This window comes from Brevibacterium renqingii (genome assembly GCF_017808095.1).
Taxonomy (GTDB): Bacteria; Actinomycetota; Actinomycetes; order Actinomycetales; family Brevibacteriaceae; genus Brevibacterium; species Brevibacterium renqingii.
Genome location: NZ_JADBHG010000003.1, coordinates 177,876 through 195,918, shown reverse-complemented (window position 1 = coordinate 195,918; position 18,043 = coordinate 177,876). Strand labels below are relative to the sequence as shown.

Here is an 18,043-nt window from a genome sequence, read left to right as displayed (position 1 = left end):
GCGAAGCCTTCTCAGAAGCCGCATGTTGCAGAATCGGCACAGCATTCGCTCAGCTCGCCATGCCCCGCGACCGAGGGCTGGGCTAGGGTGAAACGACAGAGGCAGTGAAAGGATCATCATGTCGTTCGACCCCCAGCAGCCGAACAACGGCCGCCCCATGCCGCCGAACTACTCCCAGGCGTCGGGACCCCAGCAGCCGTACACTTCGCAGCCGGGCACCGGCCGGTCCGGGCCGCGCAGCTATGGCTCTGCGCAGCCCGGTTATGGGCGCCCGGGCCACGGGCACCCCCAGCCCGGTTACGGACAGCCCGGCTGCGTCGGTCCTCCGCCGGTCGGCAATCCCGCACTGTTCGATTCGCAGATGCTGCCCGAGGCCGCCTATGGACCGGGTTCCGACCGGTTCTGGAGGGTCGGCGAGCAGGAACGGTCAGCGGCGATGTGGGCTCACCTCGGCACTTTGATCTTCGGGTTCATGCCGCTCGTCATGTTCCTCGTCAAGAAGGACGAATCCCCGTTCGTGCGCGAGCATTCGCGACAGGGCCTCAACGCCATGATCACGAACGCGATCATCAGCTCTGCTGCGGCGTTCGTGCTCGGGATCCTCGGTTTCATCCTGGCCTTGGTGACGTTCGGGCTGGGCATCTTCATCGTCTACGGCGCCGTGATCGTTCCGATCGTCTATGCCGTTCTCTACGTCATCGCCGCCGTCGCGGCCAACCGAGGCGAGGGATACAGGTTTCCGCTCGTCTTCGACTTCGTGAAGTAGGCTTGCTCGTCACACATACCCGTCGCCCGGGACGGTGCATTCGCAGGACGCGATTCGACCAGCCAGCTGGGTGACTGTGGTGTGATCGAAACTCAGAAAGGGTCTCTCATGTCGGACAATCCTCAGCAGCCGTACGGGTCTCAGCAGCAGCCGTATGGCGGCTACGGTCACCCGGGCGCCGCTTCCGCCCACTCCCCCGCGGCCGGTGTCCCCATCGGCGCTGCACTGCCCGATGCCGCCTACGGCCCGCACTCGGTCGGATTCTGGAACGCCGACCAGACGGAGCGCTCGACGGCGATGTGGTCCCATCTGGCCCATGCCGCCACCTATGTCGTCGGGCTCGGATGGATCGTCACTCTCATCCTCTTCATCATCAACAAGGACAGGTCGCCGTTCTTGCGCCATCACACCGCGCAGTCACTCAATCTGCTGATCATCGGCGTCATCGCGGGATTCGCCATCGGCCTCGTCGGGGGAATTCTCACGATCGTCGGCATCGGATTCCTCATCCTGCTGCTGCTTCCCGTCCTCTCGATCTACATGATCGTCATCGAGGTCATCGCCTGCATGGCGGCGAATCGCGGTGAGGGCTACCGAATCCCGCTGACTCCGAACTGGATCAGGTAGACCGGACGTTCCGACCGTCCGCACCGATGTGCGACCGCCCCGATCCTCGGGCGAGGGTCGGGGCGGTCGCTTTTCACCGGAGGCGATGGACTCAGACGTATTCGGTGAGGATGCGCACCATGTGGTCGGCGAGCAGGCGTCCGTGCAGGGTCGGCCTGAACCAGCCGTCTGCTGCACCGTCGGGGTCGAGCAGCCCCTGCCTGACGAAGGTTCTGATCGCCTGCTCACTGCCTGCACCGAGGGAATCCAGGCGCAGCTCGGAATCGATGCGGGCGGCCAGCATGATCCTTTCGATCTCCCGCGTCTGCTCATCGAGGATCTCACGGCCGATCGACGGCGACTGCCCGGCGAGAAGCCGGTCACTCCATGCCCGCGGGTGCTTGGCGTTCCAGAACCGCACTCCCCCGACGTGGGAGTGCGCACCGGGGCCGTAGCCCCACCAATCGGCGCCCTGCCAATAGGCCATATTGTGCAGGCACCTGGTCTCCGGACCGGTCGACCAGTTGCTCACCTCGTACCAGTGCAGACCGGCGGCGGTCATCGCGGCATCGGCGATCTCATACTTGTCGGCCAGGTCGTCCTCATCGGGCATCGGCAGCCGGCCGCGGCGAACCATCGCCCCCATCTTCGTCCCGGGTTCGATGATGAGCGAATAGGCCGAGATGTGATCGACTTCGTTGGACAGCGCGACGTCGAGCGAACGGCGCCAGTCCTCGATCGACTCCCCCGGTGTGCCGTAGATGAGATCGAGGCTCAGATCGAGTCCTGCTTCCTTCACCCACCGGGCCACCTCGGGGATCTTCTCCGGATCGTGGGTTCGGTCGAGGGTCGCGAGCACATGCGGAACAGCCGATTGCATGCCCATCGAGATGCGGGTGAATCCGGCACCGGCCAAGGTGGCGATGTACGCGGGATCCAAGGTGTCGGGATTCGCCTCGGTCGTGACCTCGACGTCGGCGGCCAATCGGAAGCGGGCGCGGATGTCGTCCATCACCCCGGCGAGCACCCCGGCGGCGAGCAGCGTCGGTGTGCCTCCCCCGAAGAAGATCGTCGAGACCTCGCGGTCCCCCGCGCCCGCCTCGGCGAGGGTGGACACGGACAGGTCGAGCTCACGAGCGAGATTGGCCCGGTAGTCGTCGCGGGAAGCACCCGGCCCGAGGTCCTCGGCGGTGTAGGTGTTGAAATCGCAGTAGCCGCAGCGGACCCGGCAGTAGGGAACGTGGACGTAGAGGCTCAGCCCGCGATCCGCGGCCCCGACCCCCGCCGAGGCAGGGAGTGAGCCGTCGCGCGGTGGCACCTCTCCGGACGGTTGTGTGGGCACTTACTTCTTGCTGTCCTTGGTCTCCGGCTCATCGGAGGACAGCGCTGCGATGAAGGCGTCCTGCGGGACTTCCACGGTGCCGACCATCTTCATCCGCTTCTTGCCCTCCTTCTGCTTCTCGAGCAGTTTGCGCTTGCGGCTGATGTCACCGCCGTAGCACTTGGACAGCACGTCCTTGCGGATGGCGCGGATGGTCTCGCGGGCGATGATCCGCGAGCCGATGGCCGCCTGGACGGGCACCTCGAACTGCTGGCGCGGGATGAGCTTGCGCAGCTTGCCGGCCATCGCGACGCCGTAGGAGTAGGCGTTGTCGCGGTGGACGATCGCGGAGAACGCATCGACCTGGTCGCCGTGCAGCAGGATGTCGACCTTGACGAGATCGGCCGGGTCCTCCCCGTCATCGGAGTAGTCGAGGGTCGCATAGCCCTTGGTCCGTGACTTGAGCTGGTCGAAGAAGTCGAAGACGATCTCGGCCAGAGGCAGCCGGTACCGGATCTCGACGCGGTCCGAGGACAGGTAGTCCATGCCCTGCAGGCTGCCCCGCCGGGTCTGGCACAGCTCCATCACCGCACCGATGTAGTCGCTGGGCGTCAGGATCGTCGCCCGGACCATGGGCTCTCTGACCTCCTTGATCTTTCCGGTGGGGTACTCGCTCGGGTTCGTCACCGTCGTCTCGGTCCCGTCCTCCATGGTCACGTCGTAGATGACGCTCGGCGCGGTGGAGATGAGGTCGAGGTCGTATTCGCGTTCGAGCCGGTCGCGGAGCACCTCGAGGTGGAGCAGGCCGAGGAAGCCGCACCGGAAGCCGAAGCCCAGCGCCGTCGACGTCTCCGGCTCATAGGCCAAGGAGGCGTCGTTGAGTTTGATCTTGTCGAGAGCATCCCGCAGGACCGGGTAGTCCGAGCCGTCGATCGGGAACAGCCCCGAATACACCATCGGCTGGGGCTCCTTGTAGCCTTCGAGCGGTTCTGCCGCGGGAGAGGATGCGAGGGTGACGGTGTCGCCGACCTTCGACAGCCGCACATCCTTGACACCGGTGATGAGGTAGCCGACCTCGCCGACGCCCAGGCCCTTCGTCGCCTGCGGTTCCGGGGCGGAGACGCCGATCTCGAGCAGTTCGTGGGTGCTGCCGGTCGACATCATCTCGATCTTCTCGCGCGGTCTGAGCGAGCCGTCGACGAGGCGGACGTAGGTGACCACGCCGCGGTAGGTGTCGTAGACGGAGTCGAAGATCATCGCCCGGGCCGGTGCCTCGGCGTCGCCAACGGGGGCCGGGATGTCGGAGATGATGCGGTCGAGGACCTCCTCGACGCCTTCCCCGGTCTTGCCCGATACGAGCAGGCAGTCCTCGGGCTCGCAGCCGATGAGGTTCGCCAGCTCTTCGGCGTACTTCTCCGGCTGCGCGGCCGGCAGGTCGATCTTGTTGAGCACAGGGATGATCGCGAGATCGTTCTCCATGGCCAGGTACAGATTCGCCAGAGTCTGCGCCTCGATGCCCTGCGCCGAGTCGACGAGCAGCAGCGCGCCCTCACAGGCGGCCAGGGAGCGTGAGACCTCGTAGCTGAAGTCGACGTGCCCGGGGGTGTCGATCATGTTGAGCGCATACGGCGTGTCCTCGTATTCCCAGGGCATGCGCACCGCCTGGGATTTGATCGTGATGCCGCGCTCGCGCTCGATGTCCATCCGGTCGAGGTACTGGGCGCGCATATCGCGCTTCTCGACGGCACCTGTCATCTGGAGCATCCGGTCGGCCAGGGTCGACTTGCCATGGTCGATATGAGCGATGATGCAGAAATTGCGGATCAGCTCGGGTGAGGTGGCGGACGGTGAAATCCGCTTGAAAGCTTCCTTATTCACCTGAGGTGACATGAACGCCCTTCCTTTGACAGATCAGATCTCCTGACAGACCAGAGCTCCCATTCTTCCATGACTTGCATGCGGACCTGGAATCCGCGTCGATCGCTTCGCACCCGGCACGCGATCGGCGAAGATGGAGACATGAGCGAATTCGCGATCATGAGCTTCAATCTCCGCTATCCGGCCAGAGACGGACATCCGGTGGCCGAACGGCTGCCGATCGCGGCCGAACTCATCCGCGCATCCCATCCGCACATCATCGGCACGCAGGAGGGAGAGCTCGATCAGCTCGAGACGCTCATCGAAATGCTGCCCGAGGAGTACATCTGGCTCGGCGAAGGTCACTCCGGAGGCAATTCCGGCGAATTCACGGCCGTGATCCTGGATTCTGCGCGCTTCGACGTCGATGCCGTCGACATCAGCTGGCTCTCCGAACAGCCCGAGACGGTGGCCTCGGAATCCTGGGGCGTGTCACATGCGCGCACACTCACGACCGTCGACGTCCGCGACCGCATCAGTGATCGACGTCTGCGTGTGCTCAACACGCACCTCGACCACAGATCCGAACGTGCTCGCATGGAATCGGGCAGGATCATGGGCGACACCATCGCCGAGGCGGCCCACCCCTCCGTCGTCACCGGCGACTTCAATGTCGCCACGGGCTCACCCGTCTACGACTTCTTCTGCACCGAACTCGGCCTCACCGACACCGCCGCCGAAGTCCCGGGCGAGGACATCGGCACCTTCCACCGCTACAACGGGCCGAAGCAGGGAGAGCCCCGCATCGACTGGATCCTCACCACCGCTGGTCTGGCCACGGTGGCGACGACGATCAACACGTTCAGCGCGCACGGCAGGTACCCGTCCGATCATTTCCCCGTCGAGGCGGTGCTCGACTTCGTCTGAGAGGCACTGCTCGACTCCACCTGATCGCTGCTCCGTCCCCTGGGAAAGCAGCCGCAGCTCGCTTCTCGATTAGGCTGAGACCATGAACTGGAAATCACTCGTCAACCGGGCGGCCAGAATCGGTGTCCGCGAAGGCCTGCGCTACCTGCGTCAGTCGCAGGCGAAGAAGAGCTCCGGCGGCACGCGACCGCGTGCGGATGCTCGCCGGCAGACCGACGTGGCCGGCCCGGACGGTTCGAGTTCGCAGGGAACCTATCCCGGCGACTATGAGGGCACTGTCACGGCCAGCTACTGCCCGAACCGCGACGGCGATGCTGACCCGGGAGAGGTCGTCTGGGGCTGGATCCCCTTCGAAGAGGATCACACGCAGGGCAAGGACCGCCCCTCCCTCGTCGTCGGACGCGACGGCGACTGGGTGCTCGTTCTCATGCTCACCAGCCAGGACCATATCCCCGGTGATGTCGGTGAGGTGCGCGAGGACCGGCATGCCCGCTGGATGAACGTCGGCTCCGGGGACTGGGACTCGCGGGGCCGCCCCTCGGAGATCCGCCTCGACCGTGTCATTCGCCTGGACCCGCATTCGATCCGCCGCGAGGGTGCGGTCATGCCCCGCGAGGTGTTCGAGCACGTGGCGAAGAACATCAGCTGAGATCCGAAGCTCCTGACGGGGGTGCGAAGCTCCCGGTCGGCTGCCGACGCCGGGCCGGGCAGACCGGGCATCCGGGAGATTTCCGGCGCGGGCATCGAAGCTGTATCATTGGCTTCTGTGTCTTCATCAAGGCGTGTGTCTCGCCGAGGTCGGGTGAAGACGCCGTCGGCTCCGATGTCATCGATGTGTTTCCCCGCGGAGATGAGCAGGTCGGTCCGATGCGCCCTCACGACCGTGTACCACTAACACGAAAGAGTGTTGAAATTGGCTAATATCAAGTCCCAGATCAAGCGGAACAAGACCAACGAGAAGGCTCGTCAGCGCAACAAGGCTGTCCGGTCCGAGGTTCGGTCCTACGTCCGCGTCGTTCGCGAGAACATTGCTGCCGGCAAGAAGGACGAAGCGCAGCAGGCATATGCTGCCGCCGCCCGCAAGCTCGACAAGGCCGTTTCGAAGGGTGTTCTGCACAAGAACAACGCTGCGAACCGCAAGTCGCGCATGGCCACGCAGATCAACGCTCTCTGAGCAGACGACTGAGGCTGCAGCTTCACAGGGCCCGATCCGCAAGGATCGGGCCCTGTGTGCATTCACCTGCAGCGGGTTGTGAGCGGCGCAGTCAGCGCACGCGGGCGAGGCGACTGACTTCGGAGACGAAGCGTTCGATGGCGTAGACCGGGTCGCGACCTCCGCCTTTGACCGCTTCGTCGGCTTCCGCGGCGGCGATGAGCGACTGGCCGAGAGCGACCTCGTTCCAGCGCCTGACCTCCCGCCGGGCGCGATCGACCTGCCAAGGCGCCATCTTCAGCTCCGAGGCGAGTTCGCCGCTGGTGCCGGAGAATCCCTGCACCTTGGCCATTCCCCGCAGCTTCATCGCCACGGCGGCGACGAGCGGGACCGGATCGGAGCCGGTCGACAGGGCATGACGCAGCAGACTGAGCGCATTCTTCACATCACCGGCCACAGCCGCATCGGCGACCTTGAAACCCGTCGCCTCGACGCGCCCGCCGTAGTACTGGTCGACGACCTCAGCGGTGATAGGGCCCTCGGTGTCCTCGATGAGCTGGTCGACTCCCGCGTTGAGTTCGGCCAGATCCGATCCCAACGCCGACATCAGCGCGGCCATTCCGGATTCGTCGATCCGGCGCTTCGCCGCTTTGAAACGGCTCTGGGCGAACTTCGCGCGGTCGCTCTCGTTCTTCAGCACTCCCGCATCGATGCGGGGGAATCCTGCGGCGTCGAACTTCTTGATGAGCTTCGCACCGCGATTGCCGCCGGCATGCATGAGCAGCACCACGGCATCGTCATTGGGTTCGTCGAGGTAGGCCAGCGCATCGTTGAGGAAGTCCTCCGAGCACTTCTCCACTGCGTCGACGACGATGAGCTTCTGGGAGGAGAACAGGGACGGTGATGCCGCCATCGCCAGTTCACCGGCCTGGTATGCGGCGGCGTCGATCTCGATCTCTTCGGGGTCCTGCTTCCGCACGGCGGAGACGATCCGGTCCTTGGCCATGCGCACGAGCACCGACTCGCCGCCGGAGATCATGACGACGGGTGCCGGTTTCGCCGAACTCCACGGGATCAGTGTCTTCTTCGCTGCCATGCTCCCCAGCCTATCGTGGCCGACCGACATGGAAGGCATGTCCCGAAGCGGTGCCGGATCCCCGAACCCGTCCGTCTTCCGGCTCAGCCCCTGTCCTCCGGGCAGTCCGTTCCGGTGCTGAACCGTCCCTGAGCATAGAGCGCCACGGAACCGCAGCGGTCGGTGCGCAGCACCGGCACGGGGCCGAAGGCTCGCAGCGACTTCGGAGACGGATGCCCGTAGCTGTTCTCTCCCACGGACACCACCCCGAGGCGTGGTGCGGCAGCGGCGAAGAACTCCGGGGCGAGATCGGATGATCCGTGGTGCGGGGCGATGAGCACATCGACCGGCTGCAGTCCCTGAGCGAGGACGAACTGCTCGTCTGCTCCCACATCACCGGGCAGCAGCGTGCTCAGCCCCTCGTGATCGACGCGGACGACCAGGGAGTCTTCGTTGCGCAGCTCCTCGTCCTGTCCTGCCGGGTGCGGACGCGGCGGCGGCCACAGCACCTCGACGTCTGCCTGGTCGAAGGCGAGGCTCTGCCCACGCTGAGCGGCGACCACCTCGGCGCCGGTGTCGGCGGCCACGCGTCGGGCTTCGGGTGATGTCGCGACGTTCGCGGAGACGAACATCCGGTCGATGCGCCTGCCCCAGCTCGTCCCTGGATAGCCGGCGAAGTGGTCGGCGTCGAAATGGGAGATGAGCAGATCGAATTCGGCGATCCCGGAGTCGTCCAGGCAGGTGTCGATGGGTTCGGCTTCCCGTCCTGTGTCGACGACCAGTCCCCGCCCCTCGCCGAGGTTGATCACCGCGCCCGCCCCCTGCCCCACATCGCAGACGAGCACCAGCCAGTCCGCACCCGGCGGCTTCGCACGCACCGCGATGATGACCGATGCGGTCAGGACGCAGCAGAGGACGAGGACGGGCAGACCCCACAGTCGGCGCCGCACCAGCAGCCAGCCCCCGACCGCCGCGTTGCCGAGCAGTGCCGCGGCCAGCAGCGTGCCCGCCGGCGGTGCGGGCCAGTCGAGCGCGGCACCGGGCAGTGCGGCGCAGATCCGAGCGACGCGGACGATCCACCACGCGGGAAGGGACCCGAGCCGAGCGAGCAGTTCGGAGAGGAGGTCGAATCCCGGCAGTCCCGTGGTCGCGATCGCCGCGCAGACGAGGCTGAGGAAACCGGCAGCGGTGGCCGGCAGCACGGCAGGCGCGGCCAGCGCATTGGCGGCCACGGACCACAGCCCGATGCGCGGGTCGATGGCTACGAGCACCGGGGTGCAGGCCAGCTGCGCGACGAACGGAACGACGAGGGCGGTCACCAGCACGGACGGCAGCAGCGGCAGGTGCACGGCGAGCCGACGCAGCAGGATCGGGACGATGAACATGATCGCGGCAGTGGAGACCACGGACAGGACGAACCCCACCGAGGTGGCCAGGACCGGAACGAACGCCAGGAGCAGGCTCGCCGTCGAACACATCACCGCCACCGGTGAGATCCCTCCTCCGCGCAGGAACACCAATGCCGTCGCGATCGCCATGCCGGCCGCTCGGATCGCGCTGGGTTCGAAGCCGACGATGAAGACATAGCCGATGCAGGCGAGCACCCCGATGCTCACCCGCAGTCGGGGGCCGGCCCGACATGCACCCGCCAGCAGTCCTGCGCCGAGGCTGACGATCGTGACATTGCTGCCCGAGACGGCGGAGACATGGGTCAGAGAGACCGCACGCATATCGTCGATCATGCGTGCGTCCTGGGGTTCGGTGTCGCCGACGACGAGCCCGGGCAGGAGGTGCCCGCCGTCGTGTCCCGCGGCCAGGGAATCGGCCCGCAGCTGTGTCCGCAGTCGCTCGCGCCACCGCCAGAGTGCGTTCGGCTCCCGCACCGACTCGGGTGCGCTGCTGGTCGAGCGGATGTCGTCGGCACGCTCCGTGCGCATCCGGACCGACGTGCCCGCGTCCACGGCCGCGGGACTGAGCACTTCGGTGAACCCCGTGGTCGTCAGCAGCGTCAGGCGCGTCCAGCCTGTGGCCCCGGGTTCGCTGTGGCCGACGACGGTGCCGACGGTCTCTGCCGCGGTCCCCGGGCCCCGCGAGGCTGCCAGTGCCGTGATCTGGATCGTCACCAGGCAGGCGAAGACGATCAGACCCACGCCGAGATGATGGTGACGACGCAGGGACAGGAATCCGAGGAGGCCGAGCACGGGGACGCCGACCAGTGCCCAGGGCCCGGGCGTGAGCAGGGCCGTGGCCCACAGCCCGGCGGCGCAGCAGAGCAGGCGGACGGAGCCCGGCCACAAACGTGTCTTCGTCCGCAGCCGATCAGCGGCTGCTGCGCAGGACGTGCGGAACCGGGCGGCGTGCGTCTTCGGCATCTGCGCATCAGCCGACGGTGACAAGGTCTTTGAGGCTTTCGTAGGTCTTCGGTCCGATGCCCTTGACGAGCAGCAGGTCCTCGACGGCGGCGAAGGGCTGTGTCTGCCGGTGGCTGATGATCGCCTCAGCGGTGACGGGCCCGACTCCGGGCAGGGTCTGCAGGGCGGTGGCATCGGCCGTGTTGAGATCGACCCGCCCGGTCTGGCCGGGTGCCCCTTGGGCAGCACCGTCGGCCGCAGCCGCGTGTCCCGCTGAACCGCCGCCAGAGTCCGCTCCGGCGTTCGTCGCCGCGTCGCCCTCCGGCCCACCGGCCGGCTGTCCCCCGGCCCCTGCAGCCCGGTCCTCGGGCTCCTCGCCCTCTTCCGGGATATGGATCTGTTCGCCGTCGGCGAGCACGCGGGCCAGATTGACCGACTCCGCGGCCGCGTCCCCACGCAGTCCTCCTGCCGCCTCGACGGCGTCCTGCACCCGCGCCCCGGCCGGAAGCGTGACCACCGAGGGTGAGCTCACCGCGCCGGTGACATGGACGATCACCTCACCCGAAGGACTCGCCGAGGCAGGACCGCTCTGTCCTTCGCCCGCCGCGTCCGGCGACGCGGCACCAACGCTTCCATCGCTGTCGCCTGCACCCTGCTGAGAGGGGTCCGCCTGTCCGGGTGAAGCGGTCGGGGAGTGCTGAGGCACGGGTCGGAAGAGGAAGAAGGCGAGGGCGAGGACACCGACCGTGGCGATCGCGACTGCCACGAGGACGGGCAGACGCACCCGGCGGGGTGCCACGGTCTCCTCTTCACCGGCGGTATCGGCGGTGAAGACGTCTCCCGGCACCCAACCGCCGCGTTCGGCACTGGAATTGAGGAGACCCGCGAAGCGGTCATCCGGAGAGACAGCCATTGTCCGAGGTTAGGGATGTCATCATCCGGACGGCCAGGAGCTGCGACGAGACTGTGGACAGCGTCTCTGGGTCCACAGGCTCCGCACGCTCGAGTCGGCGCGCCGTCCACAGTTCGCGGTGCTCGAGCCGGCTCTTCTCTCTGCGCCGACTCCTGCCCTCGGCGGTCCGCTCGGCTTCAGGGAACCGTCTGGACGGTCACCCCGATCGTGCCGGGCCCGACGTGCGCGGAGATGATCGTCGACAGGGTCCGGAACGAGGTCGCGAAGCCGAGTTCGGACAGTCGTGTGAGGAGCATGGTGACATCGGCGTCGTCGATCTCGCCTTCGGCCTGTTGGATCTCGATATGCACGGAGTCTCCGGGTCCGGATATCTCGCCGGCCGCGTGCGCACTGAGCGCGATGATCTTCTCCAGTGCCTTCGTCCTCGTGCGCACCCGGGCCAGGGGGACGACGACGCCGGCATTGAGTCCGAGCACGGGCACGATCTGCAATGCCCTGCCCAGCAGGGACGCAGCTGCGCCGATGCGACCGCCTCGACGCAGGTGCTCCAGGCTCGCGGGAGCGAACACGGTCCGCGTCTCCCCCGCGCACCAGTCGGCGATGGTTCCGCCGATCGATTCGACGTCGAAGCCCTGACGGATCCCGGCCACCGCCACCGACAGCGCCCCGGCGAGCCCCGCCGAGGTGGTCCGGGAGTCGACGACGTTGATGAGGATGTCCTCGGCTTCGGCGGCGGTGACGGCCGAATCGCGGGTGCCGGACAGTTCCGCGGACATGGTCACGACGATGATGGCCTCGGCTCCGCGTCGTCTCAGCTCGGCGAACGCGGCGGAGAACTGGTCCGGGGTGGCCATGGACGTCGAGACTTCGGCGCCTCCGGCCATCTTCGTGCACAGATCCGCCGCTGCGATCTCACCGTCGGTGAAGGCGACCCCGCCGATCAGGACGGTCAGCGGCACCACGGCGAAGAGCCCGTCGGTGGCCCGGTTCAGCTCCTCCTGCTCAGCGGCGGACAGCTGTGCCGTGGAATCGGTGACCAGGCCGATCCTCATGGACGGCCCAGAGCGCGATAGGTCCATCCGGCGCTGCGCCACAGTTCGGGGGTGAGCACGTTGCGGCCGTCGACGAGGACCTTCCCGGCCACGAGGTCGGCGGTCGCCGCTGGATCGAGATCTCGGTATTCGCGCCATTCCGTCAGCAGCAGCACGGCATCGGCACCGGTCAGCGCCTCGGTGGTGTCGGCCGCGTACTGCAGCTCGGGGAAGGACTTCTTCGCATTGCCGATGGCCTGCGGGTCGGTGACGGTGACGACACCGCCCTGGGTGGCGATGAGTCGGGCGACTGCCAGGGCGGGTGAGTCCCTGACGTCATCGCTGTCGGGTTTGAAGGCCGCACCGAGGACGGTGATCCGCTTGCCGATGAACGACCCGGCCAGGGCATCACGTGCGATGTCGACGATGCGCACGCGTCGGCGCATGTTGATCGAGTCGATCTCCTTGAGGAACGCGACGGCCTGATCGGCACCGAGTTCCCCGGCGCGCGCCATGAAGGCGCGGATGTCCTTGGGCAGGCAGCCGCCGCCGAAGCCGAGGCCGGCATTGAGGAACTTGCGTCCGATCCGATCGTCCATGCCGATCGCATCGGCCAATTGGGTGACATCGGCCCCCGAGGCCTCGCAGAGTTCGGCCATGGCGTTGATGAACGAGATCTTCGTGGCCAGGAACGAATTCGCCGCGGTCTTGACCAGTTCCGCCGTGGCGAAGTCGGTGATCATGCGTGGAGTGTCCTCGGCCAGAATCGTCGCATAGACCTCGTCGAGCACCTCGACCGCGCGCTTCCCGGCCTCGCCGGAGGCCACACCGTAGACCAGACGGTTCGGATGGAGGGTGTCCTCGACGGCGTGGCCTTCGCGGAGGAATTCGGGGTTCCACATCATCGTCGCCCCGGTTGCGGCGATGACACCGGCCAGACGCTCCGCAGTGCCGACGGGAACGGTCGATTTGCCCACAACCACCGACGTCGGAGTCAGATGCGGTCGCAGCGAATCCACGGCCGCATCGACATAAGTGACATCAGCGGCGAACTCGCCGGGCTTCTGCGGGGTGCCCACGCACACGAAGTGCACCTGCGCCTCGGCGGCGCGGGAGACGTCGGTGGTGAATTCGAGACGGCCCCTGTCCTGAGCCTTCACGAGCAGTTCGCTCAGCCCCGGTTCGAAGAACGGCGGACGCCCGGAAGTCAGAGCCTCCACTTTGGCTTCATCGACGTCGACTCCTGTGACTTCGTGGCCCAGAGAAGCCATGGCCGCCGCATGCACCGCGCCCAGGTATCCGCAACCGATGACTGAAATCTTCAAGCTGAGCTCTCCTGCGTATAGTCATGCGTTCTCGCACCACACTATATGCCACACGGTTGCACGATATCCGGAGGTTGAAACAGTAGGCTTGGAGTTGTGAAGCGTTTCCTGGATTTCCTCACCAATTCACCGGCGGCGGTGACGACTGCGGTGCTCACCGCACTCGGCATCGTGGCCTTCGCCGTCTCCGGACTGCATGCTGCCGCCTGGATCATCGGTCTCGTGCTGTGCCTGGGCGTGATCGTGGCACTGCTGATGTTCCACGGCGAATGGCGGCGTGCGCAGCGTCAGATCGATGCGCTGCGTCAGCAGCTCAGCGTCGAACTCGGTCGCATGGACACGCCCGGACTCACCCCGGTCGAGGAGAGCGTCGAGCTGCTGCCGGATGAGCGTCGCGCTCGTCGCATCCTCGAACTGCTGCCCGACTCCGGCGGCCTCGTCCAGTCGCTGCGTCTGGATGCGACCTTCGGCACTCTCGCGATCAGCGAGCTCGAGCCGCTCCATACGTTCTGTGACGAGTTCAAGAAGACCAGCTTCGACAATCCGCGCTCGCACACCGCGTTCATGAACCTCTACCGGTCCGCCGAGGCGCTGTCGCTCTGGGTGAATGAGGAGACCCAGGTGGCGCCGGCGGACTCGACGACGCGTGAGATCCGTCCCGGTGACACCCGCGAGGACGGGTGGCGGGAGTACACGGAAGCACGCGGTCGAGGCGAGCGGCTCAGCGACGAGTTCGTCTCCTCCCGCTGGGAGTTCAATCAGACGGCCCTCGAGCTCGGCCTCGTCTCCGGTGCCCCGCCCTTCACGGAGTGAGCCGCTGAGGCCCCGTCACGAACTCAGTGCCGGATCCACCACGTGTCGGTCGGGGCCACCGGGGTGCGGCGCTTGTGCTCGGACCTGCGGTACTTCTCGATGAGCGCCGAGGCGGCGTCCGCTGCGATCGCCTTGCCCTCGAGGAAGTCGTCGATCTGGTCATAGCTGAGGCCCAAGGAGGATTCGTCCGTCTGACCGGGCTCGTCGTCGAGCAGATCGGCTGTCGGCGCTTTGACGACGAGATGCTCGGGAGCGCCGAGGTGGCCCAGCAGGGCTCGCCCCTGCCGCTTGTTCAGCCCTGCGAGCGGGACGACGTCGGCGGCGCCGTCACCGAACTTGGTGAAGAATCCGGTGACCGCCTCGGCGGCGTGATCCGTGCCGACGACGAGGAGACGCTTCTCACCTGCCAGTTCGAACTGCGCGGTCATCCGCATCCGTGCCTTGACGTTTCCCTTGCCGAAATCGCTGATCGGCTCGCCCGTCGCCTTCTCGTACTCGTCGGCGGCGGCATCGGTGGCCGCACCGATGTTGATGGTGATCTCGTGATCGGCGCCGATGAAGGACAGCGCGTCCTGCGCGTCCTGCTCATCGGTCTGCACATGGTGCGGCAGACGGACGGCCCAGAACTCGGCCTCGGCACCGCGGCGGCGCAGACCCTCCACAGCCAGCTGGCTCAGCCGGCCGGCCAGAGTGGAGTCCTGGCCCCCGCTGATGCCCAGCACCAGTCCCTTGGCACCGGTGGTCAGCACGTAGTCGACGAGGAATTCGACCCGGCGTGCGATCTCGGTGGCCGGGTCGATCGTCGGCCGCACCCCGAGCTGCGAACGGATCTCGTCCTGGACGGCTTCTGCTCTCATTGACTCTCGATCCTGCGATTGCCCGTGCCCTGCTCAGGCATCGGGGACGATATTGACCAGTTTGGGCGCGCGCACGATCACCTTGCGGATACCGGCGCCGCCGAGGGCCTTGACGGCATTCGGCGACTCGCGGGCGAGCGTCTCCAGATCCTCTTCGGAGATGTCGGGAGCGACCTCGAGGCGGGCGCGCACCTTGCCCTTGACCTGGACCACGCACGTCACGGTGTCGGCCACGAGATGGCGCGGATCCGCCTCGGGGAAGGAGGCGTAGGTGACCGTCGAATCATGCCCGAGGCGCTGCCACAGCTCCTCGGCCAGATGCGGAGCGAAGGGAGCGAGCATGATGGTCAGCGGCTCGAGCAGCTCCTTGGTCGCCCCGCCCTGCTTGGTCGCATGGTTGGTGAGCACGATGAGCTTGGAGATCGCGGTGTTGAACCTCAGATGGTCCATGTCCTCGCGCACGCCGTCGATGACCTGGTGGAGGACCTTGAGCGATTCGGCGTCCGTCTCGCCCTCACGGACCGCGGAGCGACCGTCGGTCTCATCGACGAACAGTCGCCAGACGCGCTGCAGGAACCGGTGGGCGCCGACCACGGCGCGGGTCTCCCACGGACGGTCCTGCTCCAACGGCCCCATCGACATCTCGTAGACGCGGAAGGTGTCGGCACCATAGGCGTCGTACATCTCGTCGGGCATCACGGAGTTCTTCAGCGACTTGCCGATCTTTCCGTACTCCCGGTTGACCTGCTCGCCGTCGTGCCAGAACGTCAGCTCACCGTTGCTGCCTGTCTTCTCCTCCACCTCGGCGGCGGGGACGTACACGCCGCGGGCGTCGGTATAGGCATAGGCCTGGATGTAGCCCTGGTTGACCAGCCGGTGGAACGGCTCCGAGGAGGAGATGTGACCGAGGTCGAAGAGCACCTTGTGCCAGAACCGTGCGTAGAGCAGGTGGAGCACGGCGTGCTCCTGTCCGCCGACGTAGAGGTCAGCGCCGCCGCGCGGCTTCGACTTCCGCGGGCCCAGCCAGTACTTCTCATTCTCCGGGTCGACGAGGCGTTCGTCGTTGTGCGGATCGGCGTAGCGCAGCTGGTACCAGGAGGAGCCGGCCCAGTTGGGCATCGTGTTCGTCTCACGATGGTAGGTCTTCGGTCCGTCGCCGAGGTCGAGAACGACTTCGGCCCATTCCTGGTTGCGGCTCAGAGCCGGTTCGGGCCGGCTGTCGGCATCGTCGGGGGCATAGGTGCGCGGAGCGAAGTCGTCGACTTCGGGCAGCTGCACGGGCAGCATCTCATCGGGCAGGGCGATCGGAGTGCCGTTCTCGTCGTAGACGATCGGGAAGGGTTCGCCCCAGTACCGCTGACGGGAAAACAGCCAGTCACGCAGACGGTACTGGGTGGACTCGGTGGCCAAGCCCTTGCCCGACAGCCATTCGGTGACTCGGGCCTTCGCAGCGTCGATCTCGAGGCCGTTGATGTCGATCTCGGCGTTCGCCGAATTGATCATCACACCGGTGCCGGTGTAAGGGCTGTCCTCATCGTGGTCCGACGGCGGCTGGACCGTGCGGATATAGGGCAGATCGAAGGCCTTCGCGAACTCCCAGTCGCGGGCGTCTTCGGCGGGCACGGCCATGATCGCGCCGGTGCCGTAGCCCATGAGGACGTAGTCGGCGATGAAGATCGGCACCTGGTCGCCGGTGGCCGGGTTGAGGGCATAGGAGCCGGTGAAGATGCCGGTCTTCTCCCGGCTCTGCTGCCGGTCGGCATCGGTCTTGGCCGCGGCGGTGCGCTGGTAGGCGGCGATCGCCTCGGCGGGGGTGGCCTCTCCCCCACGCCAGGACTCGGGTGTGGCCTCGTCCCAGGCTTCGGCGGTCAGCGCGGCGACCTGCGGGTGCTCGGGACTGAGCACGAGGTAGGTGGCTCCGAACAGAGTGTCCGGGCGGGTCGTGTAGACCTCGATCTCGGTCTTCTCATCCCCGGCCACGGGCAGGCGCAGCAGCGCACCCTTCGACCGACCGATCCAGTTGACCTGCATCGCGTGGATCGCGTGCGGCCAGTCGAGGACGTCGAGGTCGTCGATGAGACGGTCGGCATAGGCGGTGATGCGCATGTTCCACTGGCGCAGGCGGCGGGTGAAGACCGGGAAGTTGCCGCGCTCGGACAGACCGTCAGCGGTGACTTCCTCATTCGCCAGCACAGTGCCCAGCCCCGGACACCAGTTGACCGGTGACTCGGAGACGTAGGCCAGACGGAAGCCCTGCAGAACGTCTTCGCGCTCGGCCGGACTCAGCTCGGACCAGGCCCGGCCGTCCGGGGTGGGGCGGTCACCGCTGGCGAACTGCTCGATGAGCGTCTCGATCGGCCGCGCCGCTCCCTTGGCCTCACCGTCAGGGGTGGTCGCCTCGGGGTCGTACCAGGAATTGAAGATCTGCAGGAAGATCCACTGCGTCCACTTGACGAACTCGTCGTCGGTCGTGGCGAACCGCCGCCTCACGTCGTGGGCCAGGCCCAGACGGCGCAGCTGCTCGGTCATGTTCGCGATGTTCGCATCCGTGGTGATGCGCGGATGCTGGCCGGTCTGGACTGCGTAGAGATCCGCGGGCAGACCGAAGGCATCGTAGGACAGGGCATGCATGACATTGTGCCCGCGCATCCGCTGGTAGCGGCCGTAGACATCGGTGCCGAGGTAGCCGAGCGGGTGGCCGACGTGCAGGCCCGCGCCTGAGGGGTACGGAAACATGTCCATGATGTAGAGGGACTCGCGCTCACTGAGGTCGGCGGGAGGACTGTAGGGCGACGGTGTCTCCTGGGAGGCGAGCTCGCCGAGGTCTCCGGTGGGGTTCGGGGTGTGGAACGTTCCCGACTTCTCCCATGTGCGCTGCCACGACTTCTCGATCTTCTCGGCCAGCGCCGCGTCATAGCGGAAACCGGTCTCCTCAGGATTCGTCGTCATTACCTTCCTTCGCTGGACAGACGTGAGCGGGTTCTGACCATCGTACTCTGAACATCCCCTGATTCGACTTGGTTAGACTGCTCACAGGACGGCGACAGC

The 18,043-nt window shown here is 66.6% G+C and carries 15 protein-coding genes; 6 read left to right on the top strand and 9 right to left on the bottom strand.

The genetic code is table 11. The annotated features are described in order from the left end of the window. The first annotated feature begins 118 nt into the window (after positions 1-118). Together IIE29_RS08285 and IIE29_RS08280 are read left to right on the top strand one after the other, a co-directional pair. The gene (locus IIE29_RS08285) at positions 119-766 is read left to right on the top strand and encodes a DUF4870 domain-containing protein (RefSeq protein ID WP_209324770.1); all 648 of its coding nucleotides are present in this window, start codon (positions 119-121) and stop codon (positions 764-766) included. Positions 767-874: 108 nt separating this feature from the next. Then, complete coding sequence (locus IIE29_RS08280; RefSeq protein WP_209324769.1) at positions 875-1,393, top strand: DUF4870 domain-containing protein; 519 nt, start codon at positions 875-877, stop codon at positions 1,391-1,393. Between the two features lie 91 nt (positions 1,394-1,484). On the opposite strand, the gene hemW is transcribed toward IIE29_RS08280, so the two are convergent. Beyond that, positions 1,485-2,714 carry a radical SAM family heme chaperone HemW gene (gene hemW / locus IIE29_RS08275; RefSeq protein WP_209324768.1) on the bottom strand — a complete coding sequence of 410 codons (1,230 nt, stop codon included), beginning with the start codon at positions 2,712-2,714 and terminating at the stop codon, positions 1,485-1,487. Continuing rightward, on the bottom strand, positions 2,715-4,583 hold the full coding sequence (gene lepA / locus IIE29_RS08270; RefSeq protein WP_246475827.1) for a translation elongation factor 4: 1,869 nt from the start codon (positions 4,581-4,583) through the stop codon (positions 2,715-2,717). Positions 4,584-4,712: 129 nt separating this feature from the next. Between lepA and IIE29_RS08265 the strand changes: the two genes are divergently transcribed. The 3 genes from IIE29_RS08265 to rpsT all read left to right on the top strand — a co-directional run bounded on the left by IIE29_RS08265 (position 4,713) and on the right by rpsT (position 6,651). Further along, positions 4,713-5,477 carry an endonuclease/exonuclease/phosphatase family protein gene (locus IIE29_RS08265; RefSeq protein WP_209324767.1) on the top strand — a complete coding sequence of 255 codons (765 nt, stop codon included), beginning with the start codon at positions 4,713-4,715 and terminating at the stop codon, positions 5,475-5,477. A gap of 82 nt (positions 5,478-5,559) precedes the next feature. Continuing rightward, a complete protein-coding gene (locus tag IIE29_RS08260) occupies positions 5,560-6,126 on the top strand; it encodes a type II toxin-antitoxin system PemK/MazF family toxin (RefSeq protein WP_209324766.1) in 567 nt (188 codons plus the stop codon). A 264-nt stretch (positions 6,127-6,390) separates the two neighbouring features. Further along, positions 6,391-6,651 (top strand): 30S ribosomal protein S20, encoded by a 261-nt coding sequence (rpsT, locus tag IIE29_RS08255; protein ID WP_209324765.1) that lies wholly within the window; start codon positions 6,391-6,393, stop codon positions 6,649-6,651. A 91-nt stretch (positions 6,652-6,742) separates the two neighbouring features. Here rpsT and holA read toward each other — a convergent pair whose 3' ends face one another. The 5 genes from holA to IIE29_RS08230 form a co-directional block, all read right to left on the bottom strand. Beyond that, entirely contained in the window at positions 6,743-7,726 is a 984-nt protein-coding gene (holA, locus tag IIE29_RS08250) for a DNA polymerase III subunit delta (RefSeq protein WP_209324764.1), read from the bottom strand. Between the two features lie 83 nt (positions 7,727-7,809). Continuing rightward, positions 7,810-10,077 (bottom strand): ComEC/Rec2 family competence protein, encoded by a 2,268-nt coding sequence (locus tag IIE29_RS08245; protein ID WP_246475826.1) that lies wholly within the window; start codon positions 10,075-10,077, stop codon positions 7,810-7,812. 7 nt (positions 10,078-10,084) lie between these two features. Beyond that, on the bottom strand, positions 10,085-10,969 hold the full coding sequence (locus IIE29_RS08240) for a ComEA family DNA-binding protein (protein ID WP_209324763.1): 885 nt from the start codon (positions 10,967-10,969) through the stop codon (positions 10,085-10,087). 176 nt (positions 10,970-11,145) lie between these two features. Next, positions 11,146-12,021, bottom strand: a complete 876-nt coding sequence (locus IIE29_RS08235) for a DegV family protein (RefSeq protein WP_209324762.1) — start codon at positions 12,019-12,021, stop codon at positions 11,146-11,148. Continuing rightward, positions 12,018-13,325 carry a UDP-glucose dehydrogenase family protein gene (locus IIE29_RS08230; RefSeq protein ID WP_209324761.1) on the bottom strand — a complete coding sequence of 436 codons (1,308 nt, stop codon included), beginning with the start codon at positions 13,323-13,325 and terminating at the stop codon, positions 12,018-12,020. The genes IIE29_RS08235 and IIE29_RS08230 overlap by 4 nt, the downstream gene beginning before the upstream one ends. A 96-nt stretch (positions 13,326-13,421) precedes the next feature. Between IIE29_RS08230 and IIE29_RS08225 the strand changes: the two genes are divergently transcribed. After that, positions 13,422-14,138 carry a hypothetical protein gene (locus tag IIE29_RS08225; protein WP_343071846.1) on the top strand — a complete coding sequence of 239 codons (717 nt, stop codon included), beginning with the start codon at positions 13,422-13,424 and terminating at the stop codon, positions 14,136-14,138. Between the two features lie 23 nt (positions 14,139-14,161). Here the strand turns inward: IIE29_RS08225 and nadE are convergent, their stop codons facing one another. Then, positions 14,162-14,995: an ammonia-dependent NAD(+) synthetase gene (nadE, locus tag IIE29_RS08220; protein ID WP_209324760.1), complete on the bottom strand. Its 834-nt coding sequence runs from the start codon at positions 14,993-14,995 to the stop codon at positions 14,162-14,164. A 33-nt stretch (positions 14,996-15,028) separates the two neighbouring features. Beyond that, positions 15,029-17,944 (bottom strand): leucine--tRNA ligase, encoded by a 2,916-nt coding sequence (gene leuS, locus IIE29_RS08215; protein ID WP_209324759.1) that lies wholly within the window; start codon positions 17,942-17,944, stop codon positions 15,029-15,031. Positions 17,945-18,043: the final 99 nt, after the last annotated feature.

What these genes read in the sequence shown, in the direction of transcription:
- IIE29_RS08285 (WP_209324770.1), top strand. Translation starts at nt 119, where the DNA reads ATGTCGTTCGACCCCCAGCAGCCGAACAACGGCCGCCCCATGCCGCCG.
- IIE29_RS08280 (WP_209324769.1), top strand. Translation starts at nt 875, where the DNA reads ATGTCGGACAATCCTCAGCAGCCGTACGGGTCTCAGCAGCAGCCGTAT.
- lepA (WP_246475827.1), bottom strand. Translation starts at nt 4,583, where the DNA reads ATGTCACCTCAGGTGAATAAGGAAGCTTTCAAGCGGATTTCACCGTCC.
- IIE29_RS08265 (WP_209324767.1), top strand. Translation starts at nt 4,713, where the DNA reads ATGAGCGAATTCGCGATCATGAGCTTCAATCTCCGCTATCCGGCCAGA.
- IIE29_RS08260 (WP_209324766.1), top strand. Translation starts at nt 5,560, where the DNA reads ATGAACTGGAAATCACTCGTCAACCGGGCGGCCAGAATCGGTGTCCGC.
- holA (WP_209324764.1), bottom strand. Translation starts at nt 7,726, where the DNA reads ATGGCAGCGAAGAAGACACTGATCCCGTGGAGTTCGGCGAAACCGGCA.
- IIE29_RS08245 (WP_246475826.1), bottom strand. Translation starts at nt 10,077, where the DNA reads ATGCCGAAGACGCACGCCGCCCGGTTCCGCACGTCCTGCGCAGCAGCC.
- IIE29_RS08240 (WP_209324763.1), bottom strand. Translation starts at nt 10,969, where the DNA reads ATGGCTGTCTCTCCGGATGACCGCTTCGCGGGTCTCCTCAATTCCAGT.
- IIE29_RS08235 (WP_209324762.1), bottom strand. Translation starts at nt 12,021, where the DNA reads ATGAGGATCGGCCTGGTCACCGATTCCACGGCACAGCTGTCCGCCGCT.
- nadE (WP_209324760.1), bottom strand. Translation starts at nt 14,995, where the DNA reads ATGAGAGCAGAAGCCGTCCAGGACGAGATCCGTTCGCAGCTCGGGGTG.
- leuS (WP_209324759.1), bottom strand. Translation starts at nt 17,944, where the DNA reads ATGACGACGAATCCTGAGGAGACCGGTTTCCGCTATGACGCGGCGCTG.